Below are 14,094 nucleotides of genomic sequence, written 5' to 3' on the forward strand. Positions count from 1 at the left end.
GGCCCACGGCGCAGCTCCCGGCGCTCGGCGATCGTTATGATGCCCCGAACCGATCAAACGAACATCCACGTGCGGGGAGGGCCTCATGCGGGAGCCCGTCGAGGTGAGAAGGCAGCGGATCCTCGCCGCCGTCGAGTCCAGGGGATCGGCACGCGTGAGCGAACTCGCCGACGAGCTGGAGGTGTCGGTGGTGACGGTGCGGCGGGACGTGGAGGAGCTGGCCCGCGAGGGCAGGCTGCGACGGGGCCACGGAGTGGTCCGCTCCGCGCTCGCCGCGCACACCCGGCCGGCGCCCCGGACACCGGCCGGCGACACCGTGGCCGTCGTCGTGCCGGAACGGCACACCTACCTCTACGAGGCCCTGCACGGCGCCCGCTCGGTGCTCGAGGCGGCCGGCCTGCGCATCGCACTGCACATCGCACCCCTGACGGGCGGCTCCGAACGGGCGCTGGCCGGGCGGGCGCTGGCGGACGGCGCGGCGGGACTGCTGCTGGCCCCGCGCTGGCGCACCCGTGCCGACGAGGAGGCCGACCACGCCTGGCTCGCCGCGCTGGACGTGCCGGCCGTGCTGATGGAGCGGCGGCCCGCGCCGGGCACCGCGCTGCACGCGATGGACTCGGTCTGCTCCGACCACGCCCACGGCGTCCGCCTCGCCGTGCAGCACCTGGTGGGCCTCGGCCACCGGCGGATCGTGCTCGCCACCCGGGACGACAGCCCCACCGCGCGCACGCTGCGGGCCGCGTGTGCGCACATCGCCCGGGCCCACCCGCTGGTGGAGAAGTGGGCGTGGACGCTGAGCACGCCCGAGGCCGGCCGGGACGGCCCGTACCCGGACGCACAGACGGCGCCGCTGCACCGCCTCCTGCGCGAGACCGGTGCCACGGCGGCGGTGCTGCACGGCGACGTGGACGCGCTGATGCTCGTTCAGCAGCTCGCGGACCACGGGGTGCGGGTGCCGCAGGACTGCTCGGTCGTGGCCTACGACGACGTGGTGGCCGGGCTCGGGACCACCCCGCTGACGGCCGTCGCCCCGCCCAAGGCGGAGGTCGGCCGGGCGGCGGCGGAGCTGCTGCTCCAGCGGCTCGGCACCGCGGGAGGCGAACGGGCCCCGGTGCGGCGCGTCGAACTGCTGCCCGCGCTGAGCGTGCGCGGATCCACCCGGGCACGGACCGGCGGTCGGGAGACCGGACGCACAGAATGATCGTATGAACGATTACCTTTTGGTTGATCGGTCCATTGACCGTTTGCCACTCGGCCGTTGACGATTTCCCTCGTACCGAACAGGCGCGTCCCGAACCGCGGCGCAGCCGCGGGAGGCGCCCGCCCGCACCCGAGGAGTTGCCTGGCCACCATGACCGAGCCCACGCGCGGCCCGGGCCGCCGCCCCCGCACCGCCCTGGCCATGTCACCCGCCGCCGCCTCCGCGGTCCTCGACGACGACTTCCTGACGGCCCTCGGCGCGCTGTGCGACCTGGCCCCGCTCCCGGTGCTGGACGACCTGACCACCACCCGGGCCCGCGCCGTGCTCGCCGACACCGAGCTGCTGGTCACCGGCTGGGGCTGCCCGCCCCTGGACGCGGACGTGCTGGACGTCGCGCCCCGGCTGCGCGGCGTCGTCCACACCGCGGGCAGCGTCCGCGGCCATGTCACCGACGCCTGCTGGGAGCGCGGCGTCGAGGTGTCCTCCGCCGCCGCGGCCAACGCCGTCCCCGTCGCGGAGTACACCCTCGCCATGATCCTGCTCACCGGCAAGCGGGTGCTGGAGAGCGCGCGGGACCACCGCGCCGCGCGCACCGCGCCCGACTGGCTCGGCACCCCCCGCACGGTCGGCAACCACGGGCGCACCGTCGGCATCCTCTCGGCGTCGCTCATCGGCCGCCGGGTCATCGACCTGCTCCGCCCGCACGACATCGAGGTGCTGCTGCACGACCCGTACGTCGACGACCGCGAGGCCGGCGAACTCGGCGTGGAGCGTGTCGGACTCGCCGAGCTGTTCCGGCGCGGCGACACGGTGAGCGTGCACACCCCGCTGCTGCCCGAGACCCGCGGACTGGTCGGGCGTGAACTGATCGACTCCATGCGGCCCGACGCCGTCCTGATCAACACGGCGCGCGGCGCGCTCCTCGACCAGGACGCGCTCACCGACGCGGTGCTGGCCGGCCGGATCCGCGCCGTGCTCGACGTGACCGAGCCCGAAGTCCTGCCCCCGGACCATCCGTTGTGGACCTGCGACAACGTGCTGATCACCCCTCACCTGGCCGGCTCCCAGGGCAACGAGTGGCACCGGCTGACCCGTCTCGCCCTCTCCGAGATCACGCGCTGGGCCGCCGGCGAGGGCTTCCGTCACCCCGTACGACGCGAAAGGCTGGCGTTCCTGGCATGACCGTCCCCCTCGCACTGCCCGCGGACGACCGCGACGTCAGCCCCCGCACCGGATACACCCGCGCCCACTGGGAGGCGGTGGCGGACGCACTGCTCACCGCGGCCTGGCGCTGGAGCACCCCCGGCCGCGCCCTGCTGGACCTGCCCGGACGGCCCTCCCGCTCGGGGGCGCGCTCCGACGGACTCGAAGGGTATGCCAGGACGTTCCTCGCCGCCGCCTTCCGCGTGGCGGGTGCCGGCGGGGACGACCCCCACGGCCTGCTGGAGCGCTACGCGGACGGTCTCGCGGCCGGCACCCGCACCCCGGGCCGCGACGACACCGAGTCCTGGCCGCTCATCCTCGACCACGACGTCCAGGGCCAGCCGATGGTCGAGTCCGCGTCGGTCGCGCTCGGCCTGCGGCTGACCGCGCCCTGGCTGTGGCAGCGGCTCGACCCCGGTGTGCGGGACCGCGCGGAGGAGTGGCTGCGGGGCGCCCTGCGGCACACCCCCGCGCCCAACAATTGGTATCTGTTTCCGTACACGGTCGCCGGTTTCCTGGAGTCCGTCGGACGCGGTGACGCCGAGACGGCGGCGGCGCGGGCGCGGGCGACGGCCCTGCTGGACACCTGGTACCGGGGCGACGGCTGGTACGCCGACGGGGACGGGCGCGCCTTCGACCACTACAACGGCTGGGCGCTGCACCTCTACCCGGTCCTCGACGCGTTCCTCGCGGGCGACGGGGAGGCACTGGCCCACCACGGCGGACGGCTGCGCGCCCATCTGGAGAGCTACGCCCTGATGTTCGGCGGCGACGGCGCGCCGCTGCACTTCGGCCGGTCCCTGACGTACCGGTTCGCCGCCTCCGCGGCCGTCTCGCTGGGCGCGGTCACCGGGCACACCCCGCTGACACCGGGCGCCTCGCGCCGTATCGCCTCCGGCAGTCTGCGCCACTTCCTGGACCGGGGCACGCTGACCGCCGACGGCCTGCTGAGCCGCGGCTGGTACGGCCCGCACGAGGCCAGTGTGCAGAGCTACTCGGGCCCGGCGTCACCGTACTGGGCGTCGAAGGCGTTCGTGGCCCTGCTGGCCCCCGCCGGCCACGCCTTCTGGACGGCGCGCGAGGAGCCGGCACCGGTGGAGGAGTCCGACAGGGTGCTGGCGCTGCCCGCGCCGGGGCTGCTCGTCCAGGCCACCCGGGCCGACGGGATCGTCCGGCTGCACAACCACGGCAGCGACCATGTGCGCCCGCACGAAGGGGAGGCGGCGGACGAGGACGACCCGCACTACGGGCGCCAGGCCTACTCCACCCGTACCGGCCCCACCGCACCAGGGAACCTCGCCGACAACCACCTGTCGGTCGGGACCCGCGGCCGGTGGAGTGTGCGCCGCCGCATCCACCCTCTGGGCGCGGGCCACGGCGACGGCTGGGGCTGGGCCGCGTCGTGGCACCGGCCCGTGTTCGCCGGCGGCGCGCCGATGGTGCCGGGCCTGCGGGTGGAGAGTGTCACCGTGGCGCACGGCCGGTACGAGCTGCGGGCGCACCGGGTGGTGGGGGCACCGGCGGGATCCCGGGTCAGCCACACCGGCTGGGCGACGGGCCCCGAGAAGTCCCCGGCCTCCGCGCTGTACGGACTGCACGGCTGGGACGACCCGTCGCCGGACCTCGTCCGCGCCCCCCAGGGCACGGCGTGGACACCATGGGCCCGCGTCCCGCGCCTCACCGGCGACTGCGGGGGCACCTCCGTGCATGTCGCGCTGGCGTCCCTGACCGGGGACACCGGCCCCGCGCCCCTGGCGGAGGCGGCCGAGCATGTGCGGGTGGACGACGGGGCGGTGGAGGTCGTCTGGGCCGGCGGCACGGCCCGCACCCGGATCACCTTCGCTCCGGTGGAGGTGCGGCACACGCGGCCGTGAGCGGTGTGAGGCGGCGTCAGGACGCGTCGGCGTCGCCCTTCGCTGCGGTGTCGGCCTTCTTCGGGGACTTGGCGTCGCCCTTCGGGGCCTTGGTGTCGGTGTCGGCCGCGGTGTAGAAGACGGACGACCCCTGCTTGGTGCGCTGGACCTGGTTGCGGGCGACGAGCCCCTCCAGGGTGTTGCGCACCACCGTGGTCCTGATGGTGCGGTCCGGGTGCGCCGCCCCGAGCGCGCCGGCCACCTCCGCCGCCGACCGCGGCTCACTCTGCTCGCCGAGGTGCCGGCGGACGAGTTCGACGAGCTTCGGCCCGTTCGTGCGGGCCGCCTTCGTGGCCGCGGGCCGCTCCGCCTTCGCCTTCACCGGCTTGCGCGGCTGCTTTCCGGGCGCGGTGCGCGCGGCCGCCTTCTTCCCGGGCTTGTCCGCCCGCTTGGCGGTGCCCCTCCCGCGCGGCGCGGGGACGGTCGCGGAGCCGGGCGCCGTCTCCTCACGCGCGGCGGGTGCGGGCGCGGCGGAGGCGGCGGCGGGGGCGAGGCCCAGCGCCTGCTGCATGTTCACCAGGATGGCGTGGTCCTGCTGCAGCACGGTCAGCTGCTCCTGCAGCGCGGCGATCTCCGCGGTGACCCGCTCCTGCTCCTTCACATTGCGCTCCAGGTCGTTGGCGACCTGAGCGGTGTACTGCGACGTGAGGTCGGTGGCGGCGGTCGAGTTCTCGGACATGACGGTGCCTCCTTCTTCCGGTTGGTGTGCCCGGTGGCCAGCCATGGTACGGCCGTGCGGGGTTGACCGTTTCTTCTGGCCGTTTCCTGCCCTTCTCCCCAGCCTCTCCGGCCCGGCCGCACACCACTTCGGCGCCCGGACCACGGGAACACCGTCACGCCACATCCCACGGCCCGCGAGGCGTGTCACATCCGGGCGGAGAGAGACTCAACACCCTGCACAAATAAGGCAGTTGGTGGCCATCGGGTTCTACGGTCACACCCCGGAGCGGCCACTCCCGGACAGCGCCGTCCCGACGCACACCGAACCCATCGAGACCTCCCTGGGGATTCACTCATACGTGGCGACCCGCACCGGCCACCACGCCGGCGGTACGGCACCACCAGACGGGGGACTTCGGAGGACTCGCGCGGGGGAACCGAGGCGAATCCGGCGAGTCGAAGTCAGGCTGAGGACATGGCTTCATCCACCGACTGCCCGCACCGTCCGCCGCACCGAGCGCCGTCCCGGGCCGGGCTGCGGGCCGGAGTCCCCGTCCGCGTCCGTGCACGCGGCCGTGCGGCGTCGCCCGCCGTCGTCCTCGCCATGCTCGCGGTCCTCACCGGATGCGGGGCGGACACCGGGACCTCCACGCGGGAGACGCCCGCCGCCACCGCGCCGGCGGCCGGGCCGCCCGGCAGTGCGGGCACGGCCCGGGGACGGGCCGGGGCCGAGACACCACCGCCCGCCCGGATCCCCGGCCTCGGCCCCCGGACCCGGGCGTGGATTCCCGGCAACGCCGGTCAGGTGCTCGTCGTCACCGGCCGTGCCAGGGACGCCAACCGCTCCGAGGCCGTGCTGTACGAGCGCTCCGGCTCCGGCTGGGAGGCGGGGCCGGCGTGGCCCGCCCGCAACGCCCTCAAGGGCTGGACCGACGACCACTGGGCGGGCGACCTCCGCTCACCGATCGGCGTGTTCACCCTCACCGACGCCGGGGGACTGCTGCCCGACCCCGGCACCGAGCTGCCGTACGACCGCTCGGAGGGGTTCCGCGTCGGGGGTACGGGCTTCGCGGGGGAGCCTTTGGAGGGATCCTTCGACTACGTCATCGCCATCGACTACAACCGTGAACCGGGCACCACGCCCCTGGATCTGACCCGGCCGCGCGGTGCCGACCGGGGCGGCGGCATCTGGCTGCACGTCGACCACGAGGGGCCCACGCAGGGCTGCGTCAGCCTCGAGAAACGTCACATGAAGGAACTGCTGCGCACCCTGGACCCGGACCGGCACCCCGTGATCGTCATGGGGGACGCCGCCTCCCTGGGCGAGTGACACGGACCCGGCGGCGGCCGTCCGAAGCCTGATCCCCCGATGCCGTTCGGCATCGCGAACGCCCTCCCCTGCGCCCGTAACGATTGGGCAACTTGCGAAAACTCTTGGTTGCCTCACCTTCATTTTCGGCGGTACACCTTGCTCCTGCTCTCGCAGATGGCTCATTAATTTGCGCAAAATTTCGGGCAGTGGTCGCTGACAGCCGGATCACTGACACCAGATCAGGGAGTTGCCACGATGATGAGGAGAACCCGCAGGGTGACGGCTGCCGCGGCCGGCCTGTGCATGGCACTCGCCGCCGCCGGCTGCGCCGGGGGCGACGACGGCGGTGCTTCCGGTGGCCAGGGCACGGTGACCGTCTGGACCAACGCGATGGAAGGGCGCGGCGTGGTGTTCTGGAAGGACGCCGCGAAGGCGTACCAGGACCTGCACCCGGACGTCACGATCAAGATCCAGTCGGTCCAGAACGAGGACCTCGACGGCAAGCTGCAGAACGCGCTCAACTCGAACTCGGCGCCCGACATCTTCCTGCAGCGCGGCGGCGGCAAGATGCAGGCCATGGTCGAGGCCGGCCAGATCCAGGCGCTGGAACTGACCGACACCGACCGGAACAACGTGGGCGAGGCGGCCCTGGAAGGCGTGTCGATCGACGGCAAGGTCTACGCGATGCCGCTCGACACGCAGCCGGAGGGCATCTACTACAGCAAGGACCTGTTCAAGAAGGCCGGCATCGAGGCGCCGCCGACGACGATCGGCGAACTCAAGGACGCCGTGACCAAGTTGAAGGCGATCGACGTGGCGCCGATCGCGGTCGGCGCCAAGGACGCCTGGCCGGCCGCGCACTGGTACTACAACTTCGCCCTGCGCGAGTGCAGTCAGGACACCATGCAGGAGGCCGCCAAGTCGCTCACGTTCGACGACCCGTGCTGGACCAAGGCGGGCGACGACCTCGCGGACCTCCTGGAGAGCGAGCCCTTCCAGAAGGGCTTCCTGACGGCGACCTCGCAGCAGGGCGCGGGATCCTCCGCGGGTCTGATCGCCAACCACAAGGCCGGCATGGAACTCATGGGCAACTGGAACCCGGGCGTCATAGCCGACCTGACCCCGGACAAGAAGCCGCTGCCCGACCTGGGCTGGTTCCCCTTCCCCGCGGTGCCCGGCGGCAAGGGCGACCCGAGCGCCATCATGGGCGGCGCCGGCGGATACTCGCTCTCCAAGAACGCGCCGAAGGAGGCCCTGGGCTTCCTCCAGTTCGTCGTCACCAAGGAGCAGCAGGAGGCCTATGCCGAGGCCTTCGACACCATTCCGGTGAACAAGGCGGCGCAGGGCGTCGTCACCGAGCCGTACAACATCTCGGCGCTGGAAGCCTTCAACAAGGCCGCCTATTCGATGCAGTTCCTCGACACCGTCTACGGCCAGAACGTCGGCAACGCCATGAACATCGCCGTCGTGAACCTGCTGGCCGGCAAGGGCTCCTCCGCCGACATCGTCAAGGACGTCAAGGCCGCCGCCGAGAAGGGCTGACCGAGCAGACATGAGCGACACCCTGGGCACCGGCACGGCCGACGGCCGCACGGCGCAGGGCACGCCCGGAGCCGGGGCCACATCCGTGCCCCCGGCTCCGCCGCGAGCGGCTGCGCGCCGCCGGGGCCGTGCCAGGATGCGACTGGAGATCGCGGTCCTGTCGGCACCGGCGGTCATCACCTTCGTGGCATTCGTGATCTTCCCGGTCGCGCTCGCCGCGTACTACGGCTTCTACCAGTGGAAGGGCTACGGAGAGCCCACCGACTGGGTGGGCCTGAACAACTACGAACTGATCCTCACCGACCCCGCGTTCCACGACGTGCTGTGGCACAACGGTCTGATCCTGGTGCTCTCCCTGGTCATCCAGGGTCCGTTGGCGATCGGCCTGGCCCTGCTGCTCAACCAGAGGATCCGCGGCCGCTCGACGATCCGCGTCCTGATCTTCGTGCCCTACATCATCTCCGAGATCATCGTCGGCACCGGCTGGGGCCTGATGCTCCAGAGCAACGGAGCCGTCAACGACGTGCTGCGCGGAATGGGCCTGGGCTCCCTGGAGGCCGACTGGATCGCCGATCCGGACCTGGCGATCTGGACGCTGATGGCCATCATCACGTGGAAGTACATGGGCTTCGCGGTGATCCTGATGCTCGCCGGCCTGCAGTCGATCCCCGACGAGATCTTCGAGGCCGCGCAGATCGACGGCGCCTCCTACTGGCAGATCCAGCGCCGCATCACCCTGCCACTGCTCGGACCGACGATCCGCATCTGGGCCTTCCTGTCGATCATCGGCTCGCTGCAGCTGTTCGACCTCGTCTACATCATCTGGGGCCAGTACGTCTCCGGCACCGCGGGCACCTCGACCATGGCGATCTACATGCTCGCCCAGGGCCGCAACGCGGGCAACTACGGCTACGGCAGCGCCGTCGCGGTCGTGATGTTCGTGATCTCGCTCGTCGTCGCGCTGATCTACCAGCGTTTCGTCCTGCGCCGTGACCTCAGGGGCGCCGTCACCGAAGGGACCGTGTGATGAGCGTGACGACCGCCGCATCCCGGACGTCCTCCGCGGAACCGAAGGCACCCGCCGGCCGCCGCGACCGGCCGCAGAAGTGGGGCAGCCCCGTCACCTACTTCGTCGCGCTGCTCTTCGTCGGCGTCTGCGTGGCACCGGTGCTCTACATCGTGCTCGGCGGCTTCCGCACCAATGCGCAGATCACCACGGAACCGGCCGCCCTGCCGAGCCCCTGGGTGGCCGGCAACTACATCGGCATTCTGAAGTCCACAGTGTTCTGGGGCGAGTTCGCCAACTCCCTCATCGTCGCGGTCGCCAGCACCGTCGGTATCGTCGCCCTCGGCCTGATGGTCAGCTTCGTGATCGCACGTTACGACTTCCGGCTCAAGGGCGCGATGTACTCCCTGTTCGCCGCGGGCCTGATGTTCCCGATGGTCATCGCGATCACCCCGCTGTACCTCGTCATCAAGGACCTCGGCCTCGTCGACAACCTGCTCGGCGTGATCATCCCGCAGATCGCCTTCGGTCTGCCGACAACCGTCATCATCCTCGTGCCGTTCCTCAGGGCCATCCCGAACGAGATCGAGGAGGCCGCCGCGATCGACGGCATGAGCCGGCTCGGCTTCTTCTTCCGCATGGTGGTCCCGCTGTCGCTGCCCGGTGTCGTCACCGTCGGCATCCTCGGATTCATCGGCAGCTGGAACAACTATCTCCTGCCCCTGTACGTCCTCAACTCGCAGGCGAACTACACCCTGCCCCTCGGCGTCCAGGTGTTCTCCTCGCAGTACTCCACGGACACCGCGAAGGTGCTCGCCTTCACCTCACTCGCCATGCTGCCCGCGCTGATCTTCTTCTCGGTCTTCGAGAAGCGCATCGTCGGCGGCCTCACCGGTGCCGTGAAGGGCTGACGGCACCCGCTGCACTCCCCCCGAAAGGACCGCCGCATTGCCCCGCGCCCATATCCAACTCGACCGGCGGGCCGTCATCGCTCCGGTCCGGCGCCGTACCTTCGGCTCGTTCGTCGAACACCTCGGCCGCTGCGTGTACACCGGGCTCTACGAGCCCGGACACCCGAGCGCCAACGACGACGGGTTCCGCATGGACGTCGTCGAACTCGTCAGGGAACTCGGCAGTACGACCATCCGCTACCCGGGCGGCAACTTCGTCTCCGGGTTCCGCTGGGAGGACTCCGTCGGCCCGCGCGGACAACGCCCGGTACGCCGCGACCTCGCCTGGCGCTCGCTGGAGTCGAACCAGGTCGGCCTCGACGAGTTCGCCCGCTGGCTCAAACTCACCGACTCGGAGCTGATGCTGGCGGTCAACGTGGCCACCCGCGGCATCCTGCCCGCCCTCGACCTGCTGGAGTACGCCAACCACCCGTCCGGCACCACCCTGTCGGACCTGCGCATCGCCAACGGCACACCGGAACCGCACGACGTGCGCATGTGGTGCCTCGGCAACGAGATGGACGGCCCCTGGCAGACCGGGTTCATGACGGCGGACGACTACGGCAGGATCGCCGCCCGCACCGCCGCCGCGATGAAACGGGCCGACAAGGATCTCGAACTCGTGGTGTGCGGCTCGTCCGGTTCCACCATGCCGACCTTCGGCGAGTGGGAGCGCACCGTGCTCGAGCACACCTACGACCACGTCGACTACGTCTCCTGCCACGCGTACTACCAGGAGCACGACGGCGACCTCGGCTCCTTCCTCGCCTCGGCGGTCGACATGGACTACTTCATCGACACCGTCGTCGCCACCGCCGACCACGTGGGGAACAAGCGCCGCTCGAACAAGAGGATCAACATCTCCTTCGACGAGTGGAACGTCTGGTACCTGAAGGAGCACCAGGAGACCGAGAAGGTCCACGACGAGTGGCGCCACGCACCGCGGCTCCTGGAGGACACCTACACGGTGGCGGACGCCGTCGTGGTCGGCAGCCTGCTGATGACGCTGCTGCGCCGCAGCGACCGCGTCACCTCGGCCTCCCTCGCCCAGCTCGTCAACGTGATCGCCCCGATCATGACCGAGCCCGGCGGCCCCGCCTGGCGCCAGACCACCTTCCACCCGTTCTCGATCACGAGCCGGCTCGCCTCCGGCGAGGTGCTCCGGCCCCTGATCGACTCGCCGTCCTACGACACGGCACGGTACGGAGACGTGCCGCTCGTCGACGCCGTCGCGACCGCCGACGAGGACCGGGCCGCGGTCTTCCTGGTCAACCGCGGCCTGACGGAACCCACTCGGGTGACGATCGATGTGCGCGACCTCGGCTCCTCCCGCGTCACCGAGGCGGTCACACTCGCCGACACCGACGTGTACGCGAAGAACACGCTCGCCCACCCGGACCGGGTGACGCCCGCCGCGAACAAGAGCGCGGCACTCGCCGACGGTCTGCTCACCCTCGAACTGCCGCCGACGTCGTGGACGGCGGTCGCCCTCCGGTGAGCGCGGCCGACGACACCGTCCTCCGGGACGTCGTGCCGGTCCCGCCCTGACGAGGCGGCCCGGACCCGCCCGCGCGCGTCAGCGGTTCCGCGCCGGGGCGGGTCCGGTGGAGGCGCGGACGACCAGCTCGGTCGCCAGCCTCATCCGGGCCGGGGGCCGGGCACCGCCGTCCTGGCCCCGGGAGACCTCGGCCAGGAGTTTGACCGCCGCTGCGCCCAGCTCGGTGCTGGGCTGGCGGACGGTCGTCAGACCAGGAGTGATGTACTGCGCCTCGGGCAGGTCGTCGAATCCGATGACGCTGATGTCCTCGGGAACCCGCAGGCCCCGTTCGCTCAACGCGTCGTAGACGCCGAGCGCCATGGAGTCCGCGCAGGCGAAGACCGCCGTGATGTCCGGGTCGCCGTCGAGCAGGCTGTGAGTGGCGGTCGCCGCCTTGGCACGGTTCCAGCCGCCGTGCGCCACGGCGACCGTGGCCCCGCCGCCGGTCGCCGTGTCGGCCGCCGCGCGGAAACCGTCCACGCGCGCCCTGCCGAAGAGATGGCGGGCGTGACCGGCCACCACGCCCGTCCGTGTGTGGCCGAGGGACAACAGATGCTCGGCGGCCATGCGGCCGCCTTCCCAGTTCGCCACGCCGACGCTCGCCACCCCGGACGGCGGTGCGCTCATCGGGTCGATCAGCACCACGGGCACCCCCGCGGCGAAGAGCGCGCCGAACTGAGGGGAGGCCGGATCGACCAGCGTCCCGATCACGCCGAGGGTGCGCCGTCGCAGCACCCTCGACACCCAGTCGCTGTTCGGATCGGCGAGGGTGAGGACGACGTCGAGTCCCGCGGCGGCGGCTTCCCGCCCGACCCCCGCGATCAGCAGGTTGGCCCAGGAGCCCTCGAAGTGCGTGACCACCAGGTCGAGCACGTTCGACCAGCCGTTCTCCTCGCGTGGGCCCTCGCCCTTGAGCCCGGCCCGGCGGGTGTAGCCGACGGCCCGCACGGCCTCCATGACCCGCGCGCGCGTCTCCGCCGAGACGTCGGTTCCGCCTCGCAGCACCTTGGACACGGTGGGCACGCTCGTACCGGCGGTCTTGGCCACCAACGACAACGTGGGGCGCGATCCGGCTGGTCGGGGTGGCATGGGGGACAGATTAGCTCAACCGGCGGACACGTCTTCCGGGGGCCGACCAGGCGCGGGCGCCGGGGCCGGCACGTACGCGAACCAGTCGAAGGCGACCGTGCCCTCGGTGGCGTACATGCCGATGACACGGCCGGTGAAGCCGCAGGCGACCTCGGTGGAGAGGTAACGCCCGTCCAGTTCGGCGAGCGGCCGGGCTTCGGGAGCGTCCGGATCGCCGAGCCAGAAGGCGATGGTGTCGGGGCCCGTGGTGCCGCCGTCGGTGAGTTCGGGCGACGCGGGCACGAGGTCCGACGTACGGATCGTCACGGTGAGGGGCAGCGGCCCGGCCGGAACCGGCCCGCGGGCCACGGTCGAACGCAGCGGCCCGATCCGGGCGACGACGCGGACCTCGCCGTCCCCGGCCTCCACCTCGTAGTGGTGGGCCTCGTCCAGGCGCACGCACAGACCGCCGCGTCCTTCGCCCGGCTCGAGCAGGGCGGTGACCCGGCAGTCGTGGTGCTGCTGGCGGCGGCCGACGAAGGTGTATCCGGGACGGTCGAGGGTGGGGCCGGTGGCGTTGAGGACCAGCCGGCCGGGGCGCTCGGTGAGCGACCAGGAGCCCTCCGGGCGGGCGAACGGCGAGATCCAGTGCGGCGCGAGCACGGTCCCGTCGAAGTCGTCGCGGGCGGGCGGACCCGGAACGGGATGCCAGGCACCGGCCGGTGCCGCGTGGCGCTCCGGCACGGGTGCCACGGCCGGCCAGCCGTCCTCGCCCCACTCCACGGGCGTCAGATACGTCTCGCGGCCGAGCACGTGCACGTCGGGCGTGAAGCCGCGGGGGCGGACGCCGAGCAGCACCATCCACCAGCTGCCGTCCGGAGCCTGTATCAGGTCGGCGTGGCCGGTGTTCTGGATGGAACGGGCGCTGCCGCTGTGGGTGAGCAGGGGGTTGGCCGGTGCGCCCTCCCAGGGGCCGCGCGGCGAACGGCTGCGGGCGATGGACACGGCGTGGCCGCGTTCCGTGCCGCCTTCCGCGATCAGCAGGTACCACCAGTCGCCGATGCGGTAAAGATGGGGCGCCTCGGGGTACTTGAGGCCGCTGCCGGACCACGTGGGGAACGGCCCTTCCAGCACCTTGCCCTCGACCGGGTCGATCCTGGCCATGTTGACGCCCCCTTGAGGACCGGAGAAGGCGCACCAGCAGGTGCCGTTCTCCTCCCACGCCAGGTCGGGGTCGATCCCGGTCAGGTCGATCCACACCGGGTCGCTCCACGGCCCCTCGGGCCGCTCGGCCGTGACGACGAAGTTGCCGCCGCCGTCGATGTTGGTGTTGACGACCCAGAAGCGGCCGTCGTGGTGGCGGATGGTGGGGGCGTAGAGACCTCCGGACGCCTTGGCACCGGGGAGGGGCAGCGGCAGTTGCCCGGGCCGGTCGAGCACGTTGCCGATCTGTTCCCAGTGCACGAGGTCCTTGCTGTGGAACAGCGGCAGCCCCGGAAAGTACTCGAAGCTGGAGCACACCAGGTAGTAGTCGTCACCCACCCGGCACACGCTCGGATCGGGGTGGAACCCGCTGATCACCGGATTGTCGTACACAGGCACGGACACGTCCCCCCTCGAGCCGCCGGGCGCGGTGCAGCCGAGTCTAGAGGGTGCGCGCCGACCGGTTCCCGCCCCCTCGGACGCCGGAGGGCCGACCCAT

The 14,094-nt window shown here is 71.9% G+C and carries 11 protein-coding genes; 8 read left to right on the top strand and 3 right to left on the bottom strand.

The features are described 5' to 3' along the window. Positions 1–85: 85 nt before the first annotated feature. The 3 genes from AC5L3C_RS35250 to AC5L3C_RS35260 all read left to right on the top strand — a co-directional run bounded on the left by AC5L3C_RS35250 (position 86) and on the right by AC5L3C_RS35260 (position 4,278). A complete protein-coding gene (locus tag AC5L3C_RS35250) occupies positions 86–1,201 on the top strand; it encodes a substrate-binding domain-containing protein (protein WP_493653149.1) in 1,116 nt (371 codons plus the stop codon). 150 nt (positions 1,202–1,351) lie between these two features. Next, the gene (locus AC5L3C_RS35255; RefSeq protein WP_493653150.1) at positions 1,352–2,383 is read left to right on the top strand and encodes a hydroxyacid dehydrogenase; all 1,032 of its coding nucleotides are present in this window, start codon (positions 1,352–1,354) and stop codon (positions 2,381–2,383) included. Beyond that, positions 2,380–4,278 carry a DUF2264 domain-containing protein gene (locus AC5L3C_RS35260; protein ID WP_493653151.1) on the top strand — a complete coding sequence of 633 codons (1,899 nt, stop codon included), beginning with the start codon at positions 2,380–2,382 and terminating at the stop codon, positions 4,276–4,278. The genes AC5L3C_RS35255 and AC5L3C_RS35260 overlap by 4 nt, the downstream gene beginning before the upstream one ends. Positions 4,279–4,294: 16 nt before the next feature. Here the strand turns inward: AC5L3C_RS35260 and AC5L3C_RS35265 are convergent, their stop codons facing one another. After that, on the bottom strand, positions 4,295–4,996 hold the full coding sequence (locus AC5L3C_RS35265) for a hypothetical protein (protein ID WP_493653152.1): 702 nt from the start codon (positions 4,994–4,996) through the stop codon (positions 4,295–4,297). Between the two features lie 456 nt (positions 4,997–5,452). Here AC5L3C_RS35265 and AC5L3C_RS35270 point away from each other — a divergent pair, with 456 nt between their 5' ends. The 5 genes from AC5L3C_RS35270 to arfA all read left to right on the top strand — a co-directional run bounded on the left by AC5L3C_RS35270 (position 5,453) and on the right by arfA (position 11,285). Continuing rightward, complete coding sequence (locus AC5L3C_RS35270; RefSeq protein WP_493653153.1) at positions 5,453–6,307, top strand: L,D-transpeptidase family protein; 855 nt, start codon at positions 5,453–5,455, stop codon at positions 6,305–6,307. Between the two features lie 237 nt (positions 6,308–6,544). Continuing rightward, on the top strand, positions 6,545–7,831 hold the full coding sequence (locus AC5L3C_RS35275; protein WP_493653154.1) for an ABC transporter substrate-binding protein: 1,287 nt from the start codon (positions 6,545–6,547) through the stop codon (positions 7,829–7,831). Positions 7,832–7,841: 10 nt separating this feature from the next. Further along, positions 7,842–8,858: a carbohydrate ABC transporter permease gene (locus tag AC5L3C_RS35280; protein WP_125509509.1), complete on the top strand. Its 1,017-nt coding sequence runs from the start codon at positions 7,842–7,844 to the stop codon at positions 8,856–8,858. Next, a complete protein-coding gene (locus tag AC5L3C_RS35285; protein ID WP_125509511.1) occupies positions 8,858–9,748 on the top strand; it encodes a carbohydrate ABC transporter permease in 891 nt (296 codons plus the stop codon). Before AC5L3C_RS35280 ends, AC5L3C_RS35285 begins: the two co-directional genes overlap by 1 nt. Before the next feature lie 37 nt (positions 9,749–9,785). Then, positions 9,786–11,285 carry an arabinosylfuranosidase ArfA gene (arfA, locus tag AC5L3C_RS35290; RefSeq protein WP_493653155.1) on the top strand — a complete coding sequence of 500 codons (1,500 nt, stop codon included), beginning with the start codon at positions 9,786–9,788 and terminating at the stop codon, positions 11,283–11,285. A gap of 78 nt (positions 11,286–11,363) precedes the next feature. On the opposite strand, the gene AC5L3C_RS35295 is transcribed toward arfA, so the two are convergent. Then, positions 11,364–12,413, bottom strand: a complete 1,050-nt coding sequence (locus AC5L3C_RS35295) for a LacI family DNA-binding transcriptional regulator (RefSeq protein WP_493653156.1) — start codon at positions 12,411–12,413, stop codon at positions 11,364–11,366. Positions 12,414–12,428: 15 nt separating this feature from the next. Continuing rightward, entirely contained in the window at positions 12,429–13,994 is a 1,566-nt protein-coding gene (locus AC5L3C_RS35300; protein WP_493654159.1) for a glycoside hydrolase family 43 protein, read from the bottom strand. Between the last annotated feature and the right edge of the window lie 100 nt (positions 13,995–14,094).

The organism is Streptomyces speibonae, from assembly GCF_984686075.1.